This window comes from Magnetospira thiophila (assembly GCF_054657015.1).
Window position 1 is genome coordinate 1,410,413 of record NZ_BAAHXF010000002.1, and the last position, 19,255, is coordinate 1,429,667.

At 62.0% G+C, this 19,255-nt stretch carries 20 protein-coding genes; 13 read left to right on the forward strand and 7 right to left on the reverse strand.

Translation table 11 applies throughout. The features are described 5' to 3' along the window. Window positions 1-57 precede the first annotated feature (57 nt). From ACYQ1P_RS16340 to ACYQ1P_RS16355, 4 genes are read left to right on the forward strand one after another with little or no spacing between them, the layout of a single operon-like run. A complete protein-coding gene (locus ACYQ1P_RS16340) occupies window positions 58-1,329 on the forward strand; it encodes a peptidylprolyl isomerase (RefSeq protein WP_460021409.1) in 1,272 nt (423 codons plus the stop codon). Continuing rightward, complete coding sequence (gene pdxA / locus ACYQ1P_RS16345) at window positions 1,326-2,342, forward strand: 4-hydroxythreonine-4-phosphate dehydrogenase PdxA (RefSeq protein WP_460021410.1); 1,017 nt, start codon at window positions 1,326-1,328, stop codon at window positions 2,340-2,342. Before ACYQ1P_RS16340 ends, pdxA begins: the two co-directional genes overlap by 4 nt. Then, window positions 2,326-3,144, forward strand: a complete 819-nt coding sequence (gene rsmA / locus ACYQ1P_RS16350) for a 16S rRNA (adenine(1518)-N(6)/adenine(1519)-N(6))-dimethyltransferase RsmA (RefSeq protein ID WP_460021411.1) — start codon at window positions 2,326-2,328, stop codon at window positions 3,142-3,144. The genes pdxA and rsmA overlap by 17 nt, the downstream gene beginning before the upstream one ends. A gap of 52 nt (window positions 3,145-3,196) precedes the next feature. Then, a complete protein-coding gene (locus ACYQ1P_RS16355) occupies window positions 3,197-3,727 on the forward strand; it encodes a queuosine precursor transporter (protein ID WP_460021412.1) in 531 nt (176 codons plus the stop codon). A gap of 1 nt (window position 3,728) precedes the next feature. Here ACYQ1P_RS16355 and gmk read toward each other — a convergent pair whose 3' ends face one another. Both gmk and ACYQ1P_RS16365 read right to left on the reverse strand, forming a co-directional pair. Further along, on the reverse strand, window positions 3,729-4,364 hold the full coding sequence (gene gmk, locus ACYQ1P_RS16360) for a guanylate kinase (RefSeq protein WP_460021413.1): 636 nt from the start codon (window positions 4,362-4,364) through the stop codon (window positions 3,729-3,731). Window positions 4,365-4,380: 16 nt separating this feature from the next. Next, entirely contained in the window at window positions 4,381-5,280 is a 900-nt protein-coding gene (locus ACYQ1P_RS16365) for a YicC/YloC family endoribonuclease (protein WP_460021414.1), read from the reverse strand. Window positions 5,281-5,344: 64 nt separating this feature from the next. Between ACYQ1P_RS16365 and ACYQ1P_RS16370 the strand changes: the two genes are divergently transcribed. Continuing rightward, the gene (locus ACYQ1P_RS16370) at window positions 5,345-6,109 is read left to right on the forward strand and encodes an SDR family NAD(P)-dependent oxidoreductase (protein WP_460021415.1); all 765 of its coding nucleotides are present in this window, start codon (window positions 5,345-5,347) and stop codon (window positions 6,107-6,109) included. A 64-nt stretch (window positions 6,110-6,173) separates the two neighbouring features. On the opposite strand, the gene ACYQ1P_RS16375 is transcribed toward ACYQ1P_RS16370, so the two are convergent. After that, window positions 6,174-6,437, reverse strand: coding sequence for a hypothetical protein (locus ACYQ1P_RS16375; protein ID WP_460021416.1), 264 nt, complete (start codon window positions 6,435-6,437; stop codon window positions 6,174-6,176). Window positions 6,438-6,564: 127 nt separating this feature from the next. Here ACYQ1P_RS16375 and ACYQ1P_RS16380 point away from each other — a divergent pair, with 127 nt between their 5' ends. Further along, window positions 6,565-7,422: a LysR family transcriptional regulator gene (locus tag ACYQ1P_RS16380; RefSeq protein ID WP_460021417.1), complete on the forward strand. Its 858-nt coding sequence runs from the start codon at window positions 6,565-6,567 to the stop codon at window positions 7,420-7,422. Between the two features lie 12 nt (window positions 7,423-7,434). Here the strand turns inward: ACYQ1P_RS16380 and ACYQ1P_RS16385 are convergent, their stop codons facing one another. From ACYQ1P_RS16385 to hisG, 3 genes are all read right to left on the reverse strand, one after another. Continuing rightward, window positions 7,435-7,563, reverse strand: coding sequence for a hypothetical protein (locus ACYQ1P_RS16385; RefSeq protein WP_460021418.1), 129 nt, complete (start codon window positions 7,561-7,563; stop codon window positions 7,435-7,437). A gap of 149 nt (window positions 7,564-7,712) precedes the next feature. Next, window positions 7,713-7,910 (reverse strand): hypothetical protein, encoded by a 198-nt coding sequence (locus ACYQ1P_RS16390; RefSeq protein ID WP_460021419.1) that lies wholly within the window; start codon window positions 7,908-7,910, stop codon window positions 7,713-7,715. Between the two features lie 55 nt (window positions 7,911-7,965). Beyond that, window positions 7,966-8,841, reverse strand: a complete 876-nt coding sequence (gene hisG / locus ACYQ1P_RS16395) for an ATP phosphoribosyltransferase (RefSeq protein WP_460021420.1) — start codon at window positions 8,839-8,841, stop codon at window positions 7,966-7,968. Window positions 8,842-9,132: 291 nt separating this feature from the next. Between hisG and ACYQ1P_RS16400 the strand changes: the two genes are divergently transcribed. The 7 genes from ACYQ1P_RS16400 (at window position 9,133) to ACYQ1P_RS16430 (ending at window position 17,651) form a co-directional block, all read left to right on the forward strand. After that, the gene (locus ACYQ1P_RS16400) at window positions 9,133-9,465 is read left to right on the forward strand and encodes a flagellar biosynthesis regulator FlaF (RefSeq protein ID WP_460021421.1); all 333 of its coding nucleotides are present in this window, start codon (window positions 9,133-9,135) and stop codon (window positions 9,463-9,465) included. A gap of 58 nt (window positions 9,466-9,523) precedes the next feature. Then, the gene (locus tag ACYQ1P_RS16405; protein WP_460021422.1) at window positions 9,524-11,701 is read left to right on the forward strand and encodes a tetratricopeptide repeat protein; all 2,178 of its coding nucleotides are present in this window, start codon (window positions 9,524-9,526) and stop codon (window positions 11,699-11,701) included. 234 nt (window positions 11,702-11,935) lie between these two features. Beyond that, window positions 11,936-12,856 (forward strand): flagellin N-terminal helical domain-containing protein, encoded by a 921-nt coding sequence (locus ACYQ1P_RS16410; protein WP_460021423.1) that lies wholly within the window; start codon window positions 11,936-11,938, stop codon window positions 12,854-12,856. Between the two features lie 80 nt (window positions 12,857-12,936). Beyond that, a complete protein-coding gene (locus ACYQ1P_RS16415) occupies window positions 12,937-13,347 on the forward strand; it encodes a flagellar biosynthesis repressor FlbT (protein ID WP_460021424.1) in 411 nt (136 codons plus the stop codon). After that, window positions 13,322-13,756 (forward strand): flagellar biosynthesis regulator FlaF, encoded by a 435-nt coding sequence (locus ACYQ1P_RS16420; protein WP_460021425.1) that lies wholly within the window; start codon window positions 13,322-13,324, stop codon window positions 13,754-13,756. The genes ACYQ1P_RS16415 and ACYQ1P_RS16420 overlap by 26 nt, the downstream gene beginning before the upstream one ends. Further along, window positions 13,753-15,678 carry an O-linked N-acetylglucosamine transferase family protein gene (locus tag ACYQ1P_RS16425; RefSeq protein ID WP_460021426.1) on the forward strand — a complete coding sequence of 642 codons (1,926 nt, stop codon included), beginning with the start codon at window positions 13,753-13,755 and terminating at the stop codon, window positions 15,676-15,678. The genes ACYQ1P_RS16420 and ACYQ1P_RS16425 overlap by 4 nt, the downstream gene beginning before the upstream one ends. Before the next feature lie 2 nt (window positions 15,679-15,680). After that, window positions 15,681-17,651, forward strand: coding sequence for a motility associated factor glycosyltransferase family protein (locus tag ACYQ1P_RS16430; protein WP_460021427.1), 1,971 nt, complete (start codon window positions 15,681-15,683; stop codon window positions 17,649-17,651). Window positions 17,652-17,729: 78 nt separating this feature from the next. Here ACYQ1P_RS16430 and ACYQ1P_RS16435 read toward each other — a convergent pair whose 3' ends face one another. Continuing rightward, window positions 17,730-19,187, reverse strand: a complete 1,458-nt coding sequence (locus tag ACYQ1P_RS16435) for an IS66 family transposase (RefSeq protein WP_460021428.1) — start codon at window positions 19,185-19,187, stop codon at window positions 17,730-17,732. Between the last annotated feature and the right edge of the window lie 68 nt (window positions 19,188-19,255).

The following is a 19,255-nucleotide window of genomic DNA, read 5'->3' on the forward strand; positions in this document are numbered from 1 at the left end:
TCCCGGACAGGCCGGACTATGCTCTTGTCTCTCGTATGACCTGAATCAGGACCGATCATGTCGTTGTTTCGCCTAGGCCTCTTCACGTTGGTGTTCACCTGCCTGCTTGTCCAGCCGGACAGTCGGGCGCAGCAGTCGATTCAGGGAATCGCCGCCGTCATCAACGATGAGGTCATTTCGGTCTATGATGTCTGGGCGCGCATGCAGATTGTCATCTCTTCGTCGGACCTGCCCAACACCCCGGAAGTCCAAAAACGCCTGGTCCCCCAGGTGCTGCGCGGCCTCATCGACGAAACCCTGCAGCTTCAGGAGGCGCGCCGCCTGGGCATTGAGGCGACGGAAAACGACATGAAGCGGGCCAAGGCCGACCTGGAGCAACAGAACAAACTGCCGCCCGGTACCCTGGGCCAGTTTCTGGCCGCCCGGGGCGTCGATCAAACGGCCCTGGAACGTCAACTCAGCGCCGCCATGTCCTGGAGCAAGGTCCAACGCTTCCGTCTGCGCACGAACATTCGCGTCGGTGAGGACGAGGTCGAGGAAGCCATCGAACGCATCAGGGCCAATAAGGGAAAACCCGAACATCTGGCGGCGGAAATCTTTCTGCCGGTGGACAACCCGCGCGAGGAAGAAAAAGTCCGCCAGATCTCCGAGCGCCTGATCAGCCAGATCCGGGCCGGGGCGGATTTTCAGGCCCTGGCCCGCAGCTTCTCCAAGTCCGCCTCCGCCGCCAATGGCGGCGATCTTGGCTGGGTCCTGCAAGGCCAAATTGATCCGGAACTGGATGCCGCTCTCGCCACCATGGAGCCGGGAACGGTCTCCGATCCGGTCCGCACCCTTTCGGGGTATCATATTCTGCTGTTGCGCAAGCGCCGCATAAGCGCCGGTCTGTCGGCCGGAGAACCGGCCAAGGTCCGGTTGTATCAGGTCTTTCTGCCGCTGGCCGGGCAAGCTCCGGCAACCGCCCTGGAAGAGAGCAACCGGCGGCTGCGCGAGGCGACCCAGGCCGCCGCCTCCTGCGACGACATGGAAAAGATCGGCCAGCAGTTGGGTACCCGCATGTCCGGCAGTCTGGGTACGCTCGAACTGACCAGCCTGCCGCTGCCCTTCCAGCAGGTCATTGGTCCCTTGCCCGACAACAAACCGAGCCCGCCGATCCGCACCGAGCAGGGTGTGGTGGTGCTGATGGTCTGTGAACGCTCCGGAGGGACCTCGGAGGAGGCGTTGCGGACCAAGGTCAAGGACATGCTGCTCGACACCCGCACCGACAAGGCGGCCCAACGCCTGATGCGCGATCTGCGCCGCGACGCCCTGGTGGATATTCGACTGTGAGCCCCGCTCCCGCACTCGCCCTGAGCATGGGGGAGCCAGCCGGGATCGGGGGTGAAATCACCCTCAAGGCCTGGCTGAGATCCCGTAGCGAGCCGGTGCCGCCGTTTTTTCTCATCGACGACGCCGACCGCATGGCCCGCATGGCCGCAACCCTCGGGCCGTCCATTCCCGTGCAGCCCATCGAGTCTCCCGATCAGGCGGGCGAGGTATTTGGACAAGCCCTGCCGGTCCTCCATCGCCCCCTGCCCGCGCCCGTGGTCCCGGGCCGGCTCGACCCGGCCAACGGCCCGGCGGTGATTGCCGCCATCGAAACCGCCGTCGCCCTGACCCAGGCCGGGCGCGCCGCCGCCGTGGTGACCAACCCCATCCACAAACAGGCCCTGCATCAGGTCGGGTTCGACTTCCCCGGACACACGGAATTTCTGGCCCATTTGGCGTCCCAGTCCACACGCCCGGTGATGATGCTGGCCTGTCCCGAGTTGCGGGTCATTCCGGTGACCATCCATGTCAGTCTGGCCGAGGCGGCGCGCGGCTTGACCACCGAGGCGATCATTGAGACCGCGACCATCACCCATGACGCCCTGCGCCGGGATTTCGGCATCGACCGTCCCCGACTGGCCATCGCCGGGCTCAATCCCCATGCCGGGGAAGGTGGTGCCATGGGATCGGAAGAAGCGCAGGTGGTCGCCCCCGCCGTGGCCGCCCTGCGCCGGGCCGGGATCGACGCCCGCGGCCCGCTGCCCGCCGACACGATGTTCCATGCCCGCGCCCGCGCCACCTATGACGTCGCCCTGTGCATGTACCATGATCAGGCGTTGATCCCCATCAAGACCATTGATTTCGACGGCGGGGTGAACGTGACCCTCGGCCTGCCCTTCGTCCGCACCTCGCCAGACCACGGCACGGCGCTGGATCTGGCGGGCAGCGGACAAGCCAACGAGTCCAGTCTGCTGGCGGCGCTGCGTCTGGCCGGAGCAATGGCCGCCCACCGGCAGGGTGCCACCGGTGCCTGACCTGCCCCCGCTGCGCGACACCATCGCCAAATACGATCTGCGGGCGCGCAAATCCCTCGGCCAAAACTTCCTGCTCGACCTCAATCTGACCGCCCGCATCGCCCGCGCCGCCGGGGTCGGGCCGGGGACCCGGGTGATCGAAGTCGGCCCCGGTCCGGGGGGGCTGACCCGCGCCCTGTTGGCGGCGGGGGCCGATGTGCAGGCCATCGAAATGGATCACCGATGCCTGGAGGCCCTGGCTGAACTGGGCTTGTCCTATCCCGGCCGACTGACCCTGCACGAAGGCGACGCCCTCAAGGTGGATTTGCCCGCCCTCTGTCCGGCCCCACGCCGCATAGTCGCCAACCTGCCCTACAACGTGGCGACGCCGCTGCTATTGGGATGGCTGAAACAGATCGGGGAATACGAAAGCCTGACCTTGATGTTCCAAAAGGAGGTCGCCGACCGCCTGTTGGCGTCCCCGAGCAGCAAAGCCTATGGACGATTGGCGATCATCACCCAGTGGCTGTGCGAGGTGCGGCGGGAGTTCAACGTGGATCGCGCCGCCTTCACCCCGCCGCCAAAGATCATGTCCAGCGTTGTCACCCTCACCCCCCACGCCGCGCCATTGGCTCCGGCCCGCTGGGACCTGCTGGAAAAGGTCACTGCAGCAGCCTTCGGCCAGCGCCGCAAGATGTTGCGGGCCAGTCTCAAGCCACTCAATCTGGACCTGGAAGCCCTGGACATTTTGCCCACCGCGCGGGCCGAGGAACTGCCTGTCGAAGCCTTCTGCCGTCTGGCCCGGGCGCTTGAGGGTTCTTGACAGTCCCGAAAGGCTCGCAGATATTGGGGGGGAAAACAGGAGACCTATACGAATGGATAAGCTCTTTATCGGCCTAGTCGTTGCCATGACGGTCATTGTCACCGCCTCCAACATCCTGGTGCAATATGCCATCAACGATTGGCTGACCTGGGGAGCCTTGAGCTATCCGATTGCCTTCCTGGTCACCGACCTGACCAACCGTTTTCAGGGACCGGCGATGGCCCGTCGGGTGGTCATCGTCGGCTTCATGATGGCGGTATTGATGTCGTTCTGGCTGGCTACGCCGCGCATTGCCCTGGCCTCGGGCACCGCATTCCTGATCGCCCAAATGCTTGATGTGCAGGTGTTCAATCGGCTGCGGGACAAAACCTGGTGGCTGCCGCCGTTGGTCTCCTCCTCGCTGGGCTCGGCCCTTGATACGGTATTGTTTTTTTCCATCGCCTTTGCCGCCACCGGATTGCCCTGGGTGACCTGGGCCATCGGCGACTTCGGCGTCAAGATGGCTCTGGCCCTGATCCTGCTGATCCCTTTCCGGGTCGCCTTCGGATGGTGGCGAGCCAGTCAGCGTCCGGCAACGGTCTGAATTAGCCACAAAGCTCGGCAACGAAAGCCGACAGACCGACCTGACGTTTCTTGCGCAAACGCTCGGCGGCGAGAATCGCCTTGACCTCGGCAATGGCTTTATCCAGATCGTCGTTGACGACGATGTAATCGTATTCGTTCCAATGTTTCATCTCATCGGCGGCCTTGGACATGCGCTTGGCAATGACCTCTTCAGCGTCTTGAGCCCGCTTGCGCAGGCGCACCGCCAGTTCGTCATGGGACGGCGGCAGGATGAAGATCGTCACCAGATCGCCACGGGCGTTTTCGCCCAGTTGCTGGGTGCCCTGCCAATCCACATCAAACAATACGTCCTTGCCCGCGCGGAGTTCCTTTTCCACCAAGTCCCGGGGTGTGCCGTAGAAATTGTCAAACACCCGGGCATGCTCCAAAAGGCCGTTGTCGCGGACCATCTGGTGGTACTTCTCTTCGGAAATGAAATGGTAGTCGATGCCGTCGCGCTCGCCGGGGCGTGGGGCGCGGGTGGTCACCGAGACCGACATCACCAGCGCCGGATCGTCTTGCAGGATTTGCCGCGAAATGGTGGATTTACCGGCCCCCGAGGGCGAGGACAACACCAGCATCAGCCCGCGCCGGTGGATTTCGATTTTTGTTTCCATGAATATCCCCGCTCACTTATTCGACGTTTTGCACCTGTTCGCGCAATTGTTCCACCACCGCCTTCAGTTCCAAACCGACCTGGGTCAGTTCCGTATCGGCCGATTTGGAACAGAGGGTATTGGCCTCGCGGTTGAATTCCTGGCACAGGAAATCCAGCTTGCGACCGACCGGCCCCGAGACCGCCAACAGATCCCGCGCCGCCGCAATATGAGCCTGCAACCGGTCCAGTTCCTCGCGGATATCGGCCTTGGTCATCAGCAGGGCGGCTTCCTGGGCCAACCGTTCCTCGGGCAGCGCCGGGACCGCATCCAACAGGTCGCTGACTTGTCGGGCCAGACGGGCGCGGATGGCCTCGGGCTGGCAGGCGGCGAGATTCTCGGCCTGGGTACAGAGATCCGCAATACGGTCCAGATGACTCGTCAAATGCCGATCCAGGTGCTCGCCCTCGACGGCGCGCATTTCAACCAGCGCCTCGAGCGTCCGGTCCAGGCTCGCCAGCAGGGCGGCCTCGGTGGCCTTGCGGGACTCTTCGTCCTGGGCCGGGTCCTCGTCCACCTCCAGCACGCCGCGCAGGCCGAGCAGACCGTCCAGGGTCGGCGGCTGAAGATCCGGCACCCGCTGCCGCAGTTCGGCGGCGGTGGCCAGCAGTTGCTCCAGCACCTCCCGATTGATCCGCACCCCGGTGGCCGCACCGCTTTTCCGCAAATCGAGAGTCAGATAGATATTGCCCCGGCCCAATCTCTGGGTGGCCGACTGGCGCGCAGGCTGCTCCAGGTTCTCGAAGCCGACGGGCAGACGCAGGCGCACATCGAGGCCCTTGCCATTGACGCTTTTCGCCTCCCAGGTCCAGGCATAGGGGGGCGCATCGCCTTGGACTCGGGCAAATCCGGTCATCGAGAAAACGGTCACGGGCATCCCCTTGCATTGACGAGAAATCCGTTTATAGCCTTGGGTCGGTCCGGCAACAAGGCAGCAGCCCATGAAATCGTTTCCGCCGCGCACGATTCTGATCACCGGGGCCTCCAGCGGTATTGGCGAGGCTCTGGCCCAGGTCTACGCCGCCGGTGGCATCCGGCTGTTTCTCAGCGGTCGCGACCCGGCGCGGCTGCAACAAGTGGTCGCCGCCTGCCGGGCAAAGGGGGCCGAGACACTGGGGCGAATCATCGACGTTGGGGATCGTCCGGCCATGGCTCAATGGATCGCCGAATGCGATGCCGCCGCGCCGCTGGATCTGATCATCGCCAATGCCGGGATCGCCTCCGGTCCCGATAGCCCGCTGGCGGATGAGGCGCTGACCCGGCAGATTCTGGCGATCAATCTGGATGGGGTGATGAATACCGTGCTGCCCGCCTTGCCGATGATGAAGGCTCGAAAGCATGGCCAAATTGCCTTAATGGCCTCGCTGGCGGGCTATTTTGGGATGCCCGGGGCGAGCGCCTATTGCGCCTCCAAAGCCGCAGTCAAGGTCTGGGGAGAAGCTCTGCGAGGGGAACTGTCCGACGACGGCATTGGGGTATCGGTGATCAACCCGGGTTGGGTCGATAGCCGCATCACCCGCGCCAATCGTTTCCCCATGCCGTTTTTCATGTCGGCGGATCGGGCGGCGGAAATCATCAGGCGCGGTCTGGCACGCAACCGGGGCCGCATCGCCTTTCCCTGGCCCACCGCCTCGATTGCCTGGCTGATGATGGCCCTGCCCGACGGCCTGCGCCATTGGATCACCGGCCGACTGCCTCGGAAATAAAAAAAGACCGGGCGCGCTGCGAACTCAATCGCAACGCGCCCCAGCCTTCAGTCAGTCGCGATTATTACTGCGCGTTGACGACACCGTCTTTGATCACCACAACCGCGACGCCCTGGGCATCGAGGGAGGATTCGCCAACGGTAACGCTGCAGCTTTCGCAGGCATTGGCGAGGGTTTCGCCGGCGTTGATGGTCACCGTTTTGACTTCGGTGCCGTTGTCCAGCATCACTTCATAGGGAACGGCGTCCTCATTGATGATGTCAATCGCCAGGGCGGGGGAAGCGAGCAGCGCGACGGCACCGGCCAGCGCAAGAACCTTAACGTTCATAGTAGAGAGTCTCCATTGATATCTATCGCCCGGTCCATCCAGGCGCCGCACATGTATGCGACTTTTTTTTAAATCTAGATACCGAAACTTATTGATAAATAACATTGAAAAAATTAATACTATTTTCATGGACGTTCTGACCGCCGAAACCTTTCTGACCGTGCTCGACGTGGGCAGCTTCAGCCGTGCGGCCGATGTATTGAACGTCACCCAATCCACCGTCAGCACCCGCATTCGCGTGCTGGAAGAGCAATTGGGGCGCCGCCTGCTGTCCCGCTCCAAGGCCGGTGTGCTGCCGACACGGGCCGGTCAGCAATTCCGCCCGTTCGCCGAATCCATGGTCTGGGCCTGGCGGCGCGGCTGCCAGGAAGTTCTGTTGCCGGAGCGGTTCAAGGGCGTCATCGCCGTCGGCGGACAGTTCACCTTGTGGGATCACCTGCTGCTGCAATGGCTCCCCTGGATGCGCAGGGAACATCCGGACGTGGCCTTGCGGGCCGAGGTGGGGTCCTCGGAAGCCCTCATGCTGGGAGTCATGGACAGCCGCCTGGACATGGCGGTTCTATACATGCCGCGCGCCCGTTCCGGAGTCACCGTCGAATTGCTGCTGGAAGATCAACTGGTGTTCGTCGGCAACCGTCCAGCGGCCTGCGTGAGCGATCCGGATTACGTCCATGTGGACTGGGGACCGGAATTCGCCGATGCGTTCGGCGCGGCTCATCTTGAAGCGGAAATGGCCGCCCTGACCGTCAGCCATGGGCCGCTGGCCTTGCAACATATCCTGTCGCACGGCGGTTCCGGCTATTTCCCGTTGCGCGTCGTATATCCCTATCTGCGCTCCGAGACGCTGTTTCGAATCGACACCGCCGAAGCGTTCACCCGGCCCGTTCACCTGGCCTATCTGGCCGACCGCGCCGATAAACGTTTCAGGCGGGCTCTCGACGGCCTGCGCACCATCGCCCACGACCAACAGCGCCTGAACGCCTGAGGCGGGCCTGGATCAGTCCTGCGCGGCCATGGCGGCGGTCAGGTCGGGCCGCTGGGTGAGGATGTGCAGGATTTCGTCCCGCGTGGCCGGGCGCTCAAAACCGCCCACATAACGCAAAAAAATCTGACCCCGGCGATCCATTCGATGTCCAGTTGGGTTTCCCATGAGAGTCCCTTTCGCTGTCACCAGTACATTACTAATTTAGTAGGGTATGGGGGCGATGGCCAAATGGCAAGCGAATTATTATTATTCTAAAATAAAGCCTGCTGGCCTGACTGACCGATCCGCGATCATGCGGTGGCGAGACGGCGGCGTCCCCACCAGACCTGACCGCGCCGCCGCCAACGGCGCACACGGGGCAGATCCACCGAGAGCACCATCAGCCCCAGGGGCAACATCCAGAATCCGGCAATGGGCAGAAAACCGAAAATGCCGCCAAACATCAGACTCCAGCCCAGGAGCAGCCGATGGCGGCGTTGTTGCGGCATTTTGAAACGACGTTGTATCAACATGGCAGGGAGATAGGCGTGAAAGCGGGTGCCGTCAACAGACCTTTCGAATCTCCAACTCCAGAATGCCTTCGGCTCCGGCGCTCTTGAGTTCCGGAATCAGGTCGCGGACCGAACTGCGATCGACCACTGTCTCCACGGCGAACCAGTCGGGCTCGGACAGCGGCGACACCGTCGGCGAATGGAGGCTGGGCAGAATATCCAGGACCCGCTCCAGGTGCTTTTTCGATACATCAAGTTTCAACAAGACCTTGTTGCGGGCGGCCAGGGCGGATTTCAGCATCAAAGCGATCTGGTCGATCTTGGCCTTTTTGGCCGGATTTTTCAGCGCTTCCTTGTTGGCGATGAAAACCGTGTGGGTATGCAGCATGTCGCAGACCATGCGTAGGCCGTGGGCACGAATGGTCGAGCCGGTCTCGGTGATTTCCACCGCCGCGTCGGCCAATCCCTCAACCACCTTGGCCTCGGTCGCCCCCCATGAAAAATCGACCCGGGCCTCGATCCCGCGGGCCCGCAAATAGCGCCCGGTGAAGCCGACCAACTCGGTGGAAATCACTTTGCCTTGCAGATCCTCGACTTTCTGGATCGGCGAATCCTGGGTCACCACCAATACCCAACGGGCGGCCTTGTCGGAGGTCTTGGAATAGATCAGCGGGCAGATCACCTCCACATCGGCCTGGGTTTCCATCACCCAGTCGATGCCGGTCAACCCGGCATCCAGAGTCCCGCCAGCCACGTAAGGCCCCATTTCCTGCGACCGCACCAGGGCGCAATTGATCTCGTCGTCGTCGATGCTCGGGAAATAATTGCGTGAACTGGTCCGGATCGTCCATCCGGCCTGACCGAACAGCTCAATTGTGGCCGCCTCCAGGCTGCCTTTGGGGATTCCGAGCCTGAGAATATTCGACATTATGTACTCCGCTTGGACGGTCTGGACCTAAAAAAGTTGGGCGATCCTGCACTCTGACCGCATCCAATGCAAGAATGACGAAGATTTACAAGATTTTCCACTGAATCGGATGACTTTTTGGTTATACACCACATCTTGGGTTTGCAACCCGTCACACCTCACGATATCATGCCTCCGTGCCCTCCGGCGTACTTGTTTGGAGAAGAGGGCCCAGGGAATCACAATCGGCTTCATTACATCGTTTTGTTACGATGTATTTCAATCTGTTAGACTATCAGGGAGAGCGGGTCCATGACCGAAACGGAACAATTGAGCTTCACCGAAGAAAATGCCTTCAACCTTTCTCAGGTCGCCATCCAACTTGATCAGGCCCGCCAGGATGCGAGCCTGCTGGCCAGCGCCCTTGAACGGAACATGGAAGTCTGGGTCGCCATGCGCATCATGGTTTCGCGCGCCGGTGCCGCCCTGCAACAGGAAACCAAGGACAACCTGATCCGCCTGAGCCAGTTCGTCGCCGAGACCACCATGAAGTACGGCTCCGAGATTCCCAGCGAAGTCATCGACACGCTGATCAACATTAACCTGCAAATCTCCGAGGGCTTCCTCGAAAGCGGCAAGGCCTGATTCGGAATCGGGGTTATTGCCGGAGAAACCGGCTCCCCCGACTTCCCAGGCTTGTTCCATGACTCCCTCTGCTTCTTCTGCGGACCTTTTATCCCGCATAGTCAACGAGGCCCTGGCGCTGCATCAGGCGGGGCGACTGACCGAGGCGCGGGCGGCCTACGAAACGGTCCTCGCCCGCTTTCCCGACCAACCGGATACATTGCATTTGTTGGGGGTGCTGGTTCACCAGTCTGGAGACCCCGCTGCGGCCGTGGCCCTGATCGGCAAGGCTACCCGGCTGGCCCCCGATTTCGCGGCGGCGCACGGCAACCTGGGCAATGCACTGAAAGATATGAACCGCCTGCAAGACGCGGCAGAAAGCCTGATGCGGGCCATTGACCTGGAACCTCTCAACCCGGCCTTCCGGTTCAACCTGAGCCGGGTGTTCCGGGACATGGGCCAGTGGCAGGACGCGGCGGCGGCGGCCATGGACCATCTGAAAATCGCGCCCGAACCCGAAGCGGCGCAGGCGCTGCTCAATCTGGCAGACATGCTGGAAGGCGGCGGTGCCTCGGACGAAGCCCTCAAGGTATTGCAACAAGGCCTGGCACAGCGCCCTGAAGAGGCCGAGTTTCATGCCGCCCTGGGCCATCTGCTGGCCCGCCGGGGCGACCAGGGCACGGCGATCAAACATTTGAGTCTGGCCGTCCGCTTCGCCCCCGGCGTGGCCCGTCATCACAATGACCTGGGACTGCTGCTCCACGGCCTTTCCCTGAACGGTCAGGCCATGGCCTGCTTCGAGGCCGCCACCCGGGTCGATCCCGATGCCGTCGAAGCCTGGGTCAATCTGGGCAACAGCCATCGCGCTCTGGGAGCCTTCGCCAAGGCCGAGACGGCCTATCGGGCGGCCCTGGCCCGGCAGCCGGATCTGCTTGCCGCCGCCAGCCAGTTGGGCACCATGCTGCTGCTGTCCTGTGCCGATGCCGATGCCGCCCTGCCCGTGCTCAAACAGGCCGCCGAGGCCAGCCCGTTCGATTCTCCGCAACGTTCGGCCTACCTGATGGGCCTGCATTACAAGGACGGGGTGACGGCACGCGAGATTGCCGCCGCCCATCGAGCCTATGGAGACCCCTTCCCCGATCCCCCGCGCCCCCCGCGCCGCGCCCTGGAACCCGGCTCGCCGTTGCGGGTCGGGCTGGTTTCGGGGGATTACCGTCGGCACGCCACGGGCTTTTTTCTGCCGCCCCTGCTACGCCAGCGGGACCGCTCCCAATGGACCGCCCATCTCTATTCCAACACCCAGACCCCGGACAGCCAGACCGAGGTGTTTCGGCAGTTGGCCGATGATTTCGTTGATATCAGTCGGCTGAGCGACGAGGCCGCGGCGGACCGCATCCGCGCCGACCGGATGGATATTTTGATCGACCTCAACGGCCATACCTGGGGCAATCGACTGCCGGTGCTGGCCCGCCGTCCGGCCCCGATCCAGGCCACATGGCTGGATTATGTGGGCAGCAGCGGTTTGGCGCAGGTGGATGCGGTGCTGGTCGATGGGCGCCATGTGCCCCCGTCCCAGGACCATCAATACCGGGAAAAAGTGCTTCGCTTTTCCGAAAACCTCTATTGCTACGAACCGCCCGACCACGCCCCGGACCCTGCCCCGCCGCCGGTTCTGCAACGGGGCCGGATCACCTTCGGCTGTTTCAACGCCGCCTTCAAGATCACCCCCGCGACCATCGCCCTGTGGAGCCGGGTGCTGCGCGACGTGCCTGATGCCCGCTTCGTGCTGCGCTCGCCGCCATTCCAATATCCGGAGATTGTGAGCCGATTTCAGACCCTGTTCGCCGCCCAGGGAATCTCCGAGGAACGGTTGGAATTTCATGGCCCGGCCAGCAACCGGGAGGTCCTTGCCGCCTATGCGGACCTGGACATGGTGCTCGACAGCCAGCCCTATTCCGGCGGGCTGACGACCCTGGAGGCCCTGTGGATGGGCGTGCCGGTGATCACCCTGCCCGGCGACCGCATGGCGGCCAATCATTCGGCGGCGCACCTGCGGACCATCGGCCTGCAGGAACTGGTCGCGGGGGATGCCGATCATTTTGTCGGCCTCGCCGTCGCCCTGGCCAGGGACCCGGATCAATTGACCCGGTGGCACGCGACATTGCGCCCCCGGATGGCGGCCTCTCCGATGACCGACTCCAAGGCCTATGCCCGGGATTTCGAGCGGCTGCTCAAAGATCTCATGACGTTGGATTGAGGCTTGAAAAGCTGGCGATCTCAGGTAAGCTCAGACGGTACGTGGACTTCGAGAAAGGGCTGTTTTCCAAGACGTATATTGTAATAATTACGGCCCGGAATGCCTCGTCAATTGGATTTAGTTTCGTTATCGAAAAAAAATTCGTTGGCGAGAAACCTGACCCGTGGTAGTCTATTCTGTGTGTGAGAAACGCACATGTAGCATCACAGCACCCCAAGAATGGGAGATTATGAAATGGCTGACGTAACACTATCTGATGCAGTTCGCTCGAACTTGCTCTCTCTCCAAAGCACCCAAGGACTGATTGACCGTACCCAGGGTCGTTTGTCCACCGGTCTTAAAGTCGCCGCACCGACCGACGATGCGGTGAAATACTTCCAGGCCCAATCTCTGAGCAACCGGTCCCAGACCTTGCTGGAACGCAAGTCCGCCGTTGATCAGGGCGTGCAGGCCCTGGACGCCACCCTCAAGGCCCTCAAGGCCGTCGAGGACTTCTCCAACCAGATGAAGGGTCTGGTTGACAGTGCCCGGTCCGCCGATGCCTCGCAGCGTGCGGAATTGCAGACCCAGGTCCAGGAACTGGCCAAGCAGATCGAAAAGCTGATCGCCGACGCCACCTATCAGGGCTTGAACCTCCTCAACTCGTCGTCCTCCAAATTGTCGGTTCGTTTCTCCGACAAGTCGGACTCCAAGCTTGAGGTGACGGGCATCGACATCAACAACAGCGCCCTGTACCGGAACTCTTTGGGGACCGGCTTCGTGGGACAGACCCTGGATGCCAGTCAGGTTAACTTTGTTGAATCGTTCCTCGGCTTCGGACAGTCCTTCGAGGGCTACGATCTGACGGACGCCACCGAGTTGGCCTCCTTTAACGCCCATGCGGACATCGCCATCGCCCGCATGGATGCGACCATCAGCTACCTGCAAGCGAAAGCTGGCTCCATGGCCAACAACATCGCCATCCTTCAAGTGCGTTCCGACTTCACGCAGGAGTATGTGGACGTTTTGGATACCGGTGCCGGCAAGCTGACGGTGGCCGATCTCAACTCTGAAGGCGCCAACCTGCTGGCCCTGCAAACCCGCCAGCAGTTGGGCATTCAGTCCCTGGCCTTTGCCGGTCAGGCTGAGCAGTCCATCCTGGGCTTGTTCCGTTAAGGAACGTCGTCTCGAACTGGCTCGGGGGAGCCTCGCGCTCCCCCGGTCGTTTCCTTAGGCCCGCGCCCGGCAGAGTACCCATGCCCCTGAAAATTCAGCTCAAGAAGAGCCAGAAAATCATCATCAACGGCGCCGTTTTGGAAAACGCCTCGCAGCGTAGCGTTTCGCTCCTGATCGCCAATGATGCCGCCATTCTCCGAGATTCGGATATATTGACCCCTGACGACGCAGTCACACCGGCCAGTCGGGTCTACTACGCCTTGCAATGCATGTATGTGTTTCCTGAGGACGCCCAAGGCTCCCATCATAAACAATTCATAAAATTCATGGATCACTACGAACAGGCCGCCCCCAGTAGTGCGTCGATTACCGGTGCCATCCGCAACATGGTCGAACAGGGCGACCTTTATCATGCGGTCAAGAAATGCCAGGAACTGATCTTCCACGAGAAGGAATTATTGGCAAATGTACAAGAAAAACTTAGTCGCTAGTTATGACAAGGCTCCGGCACCGGGCAATCCCCAGGCAACCGAAGCCTGGGCCCTGACCCAAGCGGCCGTCCGCCTGCTGCGGGCCAAGGAGAGCAGCAACATCGAAGAGATGCAGGCCGCCTTGCGCCTCAACTGGCAGCTCTGGACCATTTTTCAGTCGGAGCTGCTGTCGCCCAATTGCACGGTTCCCGACGATGTGCGCAGCAATGTTCTGTCGCTGGCCAACTTCGTGGATAAACATACTCTTGAAATCATGCCGAACCCCTCGGCGGAGAAAATTGATGTTCTGATCAACATCAACCGGGAACTTTCCGGTGGCCTCGCCACGGCACCGGAGGAGGCATCCGCTCCGACAACAGATAGCAGCGAGCCGACCTCCACTCCGTCGGACGGAGGGGTCACCGCATGATGACTTTGGACGGGGGCGACAAAGCCTCATTCATTTCACGGGCCAATGAACTGGTGAAACTCGAAAACTGGCCCGAGGTGGCGCGTCTGGCACAGGACCATCTGGATCACAACCCGCAAAGTGCCGAGGCCTGGTTCCTGGCCGCCGTGTCTGCCTTTCAACAAGATAATATTCGGGATGCGGTGGATAAGGCTGAAATCGCCCTGTCCAAGAATCACAACGTTCTTGAAATCGTTGAACTTCTAGCTTCCCTGTATGTGTTTGCCGGTGATCTGTCCCAGGGCCTTTTCCATGGCAAGGTCGCCCTGACCACCACCTCCGATCCGGTTTTCAGCGCCTGGGTCCCGGCCAATCTGGCAACTTTTGGTCCGGCTTTGGGAACGGTGCGTGAAAATCCGCTGTTCAACAAGGCGATTGCTTCCACGGTCGCCGAGGACCGCAACAAGGCCGTGTATTGGCTGCGCGAACATATCGCCTTCAATCCCCAGTCGCGCAAGGCCCATCAGATGCTGGGTCACCTGCTGACCAGCGCCGGTCTCTATCACGAGGCCATCAGTTCCCTGCGTGCCGCGGCCCACGTTCTGCCACGCGACGCCGCGATCCTGGGCCAACTGGCCACCAATCTGGCCTACAGCGGACAGCGCTCGGCAGCCCGTTCCGTGTGGCAAGCGGCCTGCGCCATTGCGCCGGAAAACGGTATTCTACAAATCAATGCACTGGAATCCCGTCTGACCGATACCGCCGAGACCCTCGACGCCCTGTCCCAATCGGTCAAGGACTGGGGGGCGAGCTTTGGCACCAAGCCGGAGCCCTGGACCGTCGATCCTGTGGCCGGACCGCGAGGGCGCCTGACGGTGGGTTATGTCCTCGGGGCGGCCGGGCAGAACAGTTCTGGCGATGCGCTGGCCGATACCATCGCCGCCCATGATACGTCGAAATTCCGGTTGGTGGGTTTTGGCTGGGGACCGCAAACCCTGGAACAGAATCTCAAATTCCAGAAATGTTTCGATACCTGGCACGATGTGCGCAATCTCGACCCCATTACCTTTGGCACCATGGTAGCCGCCGAGGCGGTGGATGTGCTGATTGATGCTTGCGGTTATGGCGCGCCAGACCTGCTGGCCGCCTTCGGGACCCGTCTGGCCCCGGTGCAGATCTCCTGGCTTGGTGCTCCGGTCGGCACCGGCATGGCGACCATGGATGTGCTGCTGACCGACGCAACCCTCGATCCAGAGGAGGCGCCCTCGCCGCTGTCCGAGCGACTGTGGCGGCTGGACTCCGGGCTTGCCCCGATGCAGATTCCCGATGCGAACCTGCCCCTGAAAACCGACGAACCACAGGCGGACTCCCTGACCCTGGTCGCCAATGTGCCCATGGAATTTCTGTCTGACGAACTGCTGGCGCTGTGGGCCGAGGTGCTTTTTGCTCTGCCGCAAGCCACGCTGGTGCTTCAAGACTACGCCTTCGGACATCCGCCGGTGATCAGCCATCTGATCGACATGTTCGGTAACTACGGCCTGGCGCATCGCATTGATCTGGCAGCCCCCCATCAGACCGAGGCGCTGTACCAGATGGGCGACGTTTGCCTGAGCCCGTTGATTGTCTCCCATCCGGGCGATGCCGCCCAGGCGCTGTGGCAGGGACTGCCGGTGGTGGCGCTCAATGGCCCCGACCGTCGGCACCGGGAAGTGGTCAGCCTGCTGCATCAGTTAGGACTTGATGAGATGATCGCCGAGACCTCGGCCGACTATGTGGCGATGGTGACCCGTTGGGCGACGGACAATGCGCGCCGCAGCGCTTTTCGGCAATCCATCCGGGACCGTATCCGGCAGGCACCGCCGTTCAGCGCCAAGCACCGGGCTCAGTCTCTTGAAGCGACGTTCACGGCCCTGTGGCAGGAGGCGGAAGCCAACGCTGGCTAACCATGACGCACCTCCAGCCAGACATCCTGTTCGAGCGCAATAAGGCGGCGTTTAAGAAACATATGCCCTCGGTCTGGCAAATGCTGGAACGCATCACGGTGCCTGCCTCCAAACTGGTGGACGCCGGGGATGGCCCGAGCAACATCGACCTGGGCACTGTCTGCCTCTATGATTCAGACGCCCGCCAGGTCACCCGCCAGCAACTGGACAGCTATTTCGAAAATCCCGACCGGCTTCGCTTCGGCACCGTCTCGCATTGCAATCTGATCGGCGTCTCCATGGACCTGTTCCAGTCCGTGCGGCCGTTTATCGAGACGCGGGTTTCCCCCGAGGATTTCGCCCCTCTGCCGGTGGTGGATATCGGCTATTGCTACGTCTTCGGGGTCGGTCTGGGCTACCACCTGGAAGAACTGCTCGACCGCACCCGCTGCCATACCATGATCATCGCCGAGCCAACCCCGGAACTGCTGCTGCATTCCCTGCGGGCCATCGACTGGGTTGCCCTGTGGGAAAAAGCCGCCGTCAACGGTCAGGAGATCTACATCGTCCTGCGATCCACCCCGGAGCAGCTCTCGGAGGCCATGTTTGCCGTCCAGGACAAATGCGGGCGGACCTTTCTCAATGGCTCCTATGCCTATCATCACTACTATTCCTGGGCCCTGAAGCGGACCCGGGAGTTGCTCAACTCGAAAATGGATTCTTTCCACTGGTCCAAGGGATATTTCGAAGACGAGCAGTTGATGATGACCAACACGGCGAAAAATTTCGCCCGCTTCCCTCATCGCATCATCCCCTGGGAACCCCGCCTGCATCAACAAACTCCGATTTTGGTCGTCGGGTCCGGCCCCTCCCTGGACAAGGATATCACCCAGATCGCCCGTCTGCGGGAACAGGCGCTGATAGTCAGTTGCGGCACGGCCCTGGGCATTCTGTTGAAAAACGGCATTCGACCGGATTTTCACATCGAAAACGAGAATACCTATCCGCTGGTCAAAAACCTGATCAAGTTCAAGGAGAAGTACGGTTTGCAGGATATCATCCTGCTCGGCTCCACCTCGATCCATCCGGAAGCAACGGCACAGTTCGACGAGGTCTGGTTCTATTACCGCTCCGGTTTGAGCTGCGATCAATTGCTCAATCCGGGTCATCGCTCACTCATCGCGGCCGGTCCACTGGTCGCCAATGCCGGGTTCGCCGCCGCCACCGCCCTTGGGTTCCGTCGCGTCTATCTGTTCGGCGTCGATTGCGGTCGTCGTCCGGATGCCCAGCATCATTCCAAGGATGCCGTCTATCTCGAAGACGACTACGACAACTGGCTGGCCGGTTCGAGCCTGAAAAGCCTGGAGAGTTCCTTCGACCGGGTTGTCGAAGGCAACTTCGGGGGCAAGATCATCTCCTCCTGGAAGCTGGAATATTCGCGCACCCAGTTCTCGCGCATCCCAGGCCTGAAGGACTTGGACGTCTTCAATTGCAGCGATGGGGCCGCCATCTCCGGTGCCCGCCCGCAGGCCTCGGCGGCGTTGAAACTGGAACCGATGGCCCTGCCTCGGGAAAGGTTGATTCGTTCGGTGCGGGAGCAGTTGCCGAACTACGCCCCGGGTGCGGATCTCAAGCCGCAGGACCTGCGCGGCTACCTGGAAGCCGCCGGAAACCTGGGCCGCATATTGCCGCCGATTTTACAGCAATCGCGGCAGGAGGATCGCCTGTTCTCCCAGTTGGAAGCGCGCCTCCGCCAGGTCGCGATCGACCACGCGGAGGATTTGAAAGGCGTATTGGTGCTGGGCCAGGAAAGCATCATGTCGGCCATCCGGGTCGGGGCCTACATGGCCGGACGCATTGACGACGACGATTTGAGAGTCGAATTCCTGGGCTTTTTCCTCGATCACTTCGCCCCCATGTGCGACGCCATCTGCGAAAAATCAGCCGAAACCTACCAGGAACTCCTCGACCTGACAGAATCCGTTCAACGCTAGAGCGATCTTACCGCTTCAATTTGGATCATGTTGATCCATATTAAACAAAATTTGTAACTGGGGCAAAAGTCCGGGCGGTCAGGTTTCGCAGCGGGCAGCGACCAATTCCGGGAGGAGCGGCACCGGCGTAGCGACGGCCGCGCCGAGGCGGGTTCCGAGGAAGTCCCAGAACGAAATACCGAGTTTGCGGCAGGTCTTGGCAAGGCCGAGGAAGGCGTCGCGGCAGTCACGTCCTGGGTCGCTGCGGGTGGTGCCGCTGACCTTGCGGCGGATGACTTGGCAGCGGATGTCGTTTTCCGATCCGTTGGTGTGGAGCGGGATTTCCGGCCGGTCGAGGACGCGCAGCAGTTCGGCCTTGTTAGCGTGAAGGCGAGCGAGCAGGCGGTCCAGCGTGGCGAAGCCGGTGCGCCGTCGGAAGAGGCGGTCGAAGCGGGTCTTCAGTTCGGCCTTGCGGCGCGGGGCCGGGGCGGCGCGGTAGGCTTTGAGGTCGGCGTAGAACCACCAGATCAGGCCACGAACCTTCTCCTTGGCGGCGCGGGCCGCCTCGGTGAAGGTGTCGAGCTTGTGGACCAGCCGTTCGGCGTGGACCCAGCACAGGGCGTGCTCGCCGACATTGAACTGGCCGGCATCGTCGGAGACGATCACAGTGCCGTCGAGGAAGCCGTGGGCGGTGACGGCGCCCCACAAGGCACCCTCGGTGGCGATCGTCACCGGGGCGGGATGGACCTTGAGGGCAGCGATGCCCAGCGCACCGAGGTGGGCCTGCCACGCGGCGTGGTCGGCGAAGCGGCGCACCGGGTGCCCCGCCAGGGTGGCGATGACCGAACCGGCAAGGCGACGATGGCGCATGTAGGCGAAAGTCTGGTCGTTGAGGACATAGTCGCCGTGGCCGGCACGCAGCAGGCCGAGGAAGTTGGCCCGGCTCTTCGATCCGGTGGTGGCGAAGAAGGTGAAGGCGTCGTTGCCGATCTGGGTGCAGACGCCGTTCTTGCCCTGGTGACGGGCGCCGGTGTCGTCCACCGAGATCCAGCCGCCGTGCGTGAGCCCCGCCCGCAGTACGTCGCGGGCCTCGGCGACGAAGGCGTCGTTGGCATCGGTCAGGATGCGCACCACCTGCCGCTTGGAGATGTCCACACCGAGCATCCGCAACAACTCGACCAGGCGCGGCACCGTGGTCTGACCCTGGTGGTATTGGGCGAGGATGAAGCGCTTGATCTCGGGGCCGAAGTGGTCGCCGATCCCGGCCGGCAGCGGCGCCAGCACCGTGCGCCCGTCCGGCGTCAGCCAGCGCTCGCGGCGATAGCGCACGACCCGCGGCTCGATCTTCAGGTCCTGGATGGTGAAGTCTTCGTAGCCCTTGAACCGCGACCCCGGCGGAATGGCGGTGGCGACGACGATCCGCTCCTCGACCGGCGCCGACGGCGCCTTCGGCCCGCGCCGCCGCTTCTCTCGCCGCGACCGCTTGTCCGTCGCCTTGTCCATCCCGGACGGCGTCGATGGTGGCTTGATGTCCGGCTTGCCCTTCAGTCCTTTCAACCCGGATCCGTCACCAGGAATTGCGGATGATCCGTTTTATGATGTGATAACAAGAAGATATTTGTGGA

Coding starts and splice junctions, on each gene's coding strand:
- ACYQ1P_RS16340 (WP_460021409.1), top strand. CDS start 58: ATGTCGTTGTTTCGCCTAGGCCTCTTCACGTTGGTGTTCACCTGCCTG.
- ACYQ1P_RS16355 (WP_460021412.1), top strand. CDS start 3,197: ATGGATAAGCTCTTTATCGGCCTAGTCGTTGCCATGACGGTCATTGTC.
- gmk (WP_460021413.1), bottom strand. CDS start 4,364: ATGGAAACAAAAATCGAAATCCACCGGCGCGGGCTGATGCTGGTGTTG.
- ACYQ1P_RS16365 (WP_460021414.1), bottom strand. CDS start 5,280: ATGCCCGTGACCGTTTTCTCGATGACCGGATTTGCCCGAGTCCAAGGC.
- ACYQ1P_RS16370 (WP_460021415.1), top strand. CDS start 5,345: ATGAAATCGTTTCCGCCGCGCACGATTCTGATCACCGGGGCCTCCAGC.
- ACYQ1P_RS16375 (WP_460021416.1), bottom strand. CDS start 6,437: ATGAACGTTAAGGTTCTTGCGCTGGCCGGTGCCGTCGCGCTGCTCGCT.
- ACYQ1P_RS16380 (WP_460021417.1), top strand. CDS start 6,565: ATGGACGTTCTGACCGCCGAAACCTTTCTGACCGTGCTCGACGTGGGC.
- ACYQ1P_RS16385 (WP_460021418.1), bottom strand. CDS start 7,563: ATGGATCGCCGGGGTCAGATTTTTTTGCGTTATGTGGGCGGTTTTGAG.
- ACYQ1P_RS16390 (WP_460021419.1), bottom strand. CDS start 7,910: ATGCCGCAACAACGCCGCCATCGGCTGCTCCTGGGCTGGAGTCTGATG.
- hisG (WP_460021420.1), bottom strand. CDS start 8,841: ATGTCGAATATTCTCAGGCTCGGAATCCCCAAAGGCAGCCTGGAGGCG.
- ACYQ1P_RS16400 (WP_460021421.1), top strand. CDS start 9,133: ATGACCGAAACGGAACAATTGAGCTTCACCGAAGAAAATGCCTTCAAC.
- ACYQ1P_RS16405 (WP_460021422.1), top strand. CDS start 9,524: ATGACTCCCTCTGCTTCTTCTGCGGACCTTTTATCCCGCATAGTCAAC.
- ACYQ1P_RS16410 (WP_460021423.1), top strand. CDS start 11,936: ATGGCTGACGTAACACTATCTGATGCAGTTCGCTCGAACTTGCTCTCT.
- ACYQ1P_RS16415 (WP_460021424.1), top strand. CDS start 12,937: ATGCCCCTGAAAATTCAGCTCAAGAAGAGCCAGAAAATCATCATCAAC.
- ACYQ1P_RS16420 (WP_460021425.1), top strand. CDS start 13,322: ATGTACAAGAAAAACTTAGTCGCTAGTTATGACAAGGCTCCGGCACCG.
- ACYQ1P_RS16425 (WP_460021426.1), top strand. CDS start 13,753: ATGATGACTTTGGACGGGGGCGACAAAGCCTCATTCATTTCACGGGCC.
- ACYQ1P_RS16430 (WP_460021427.1), top strand. CDS start 15,681: ATGACGCACCTCCAGCCAGACATCCTGTTCGAGCGCAATAAGGCGGCG.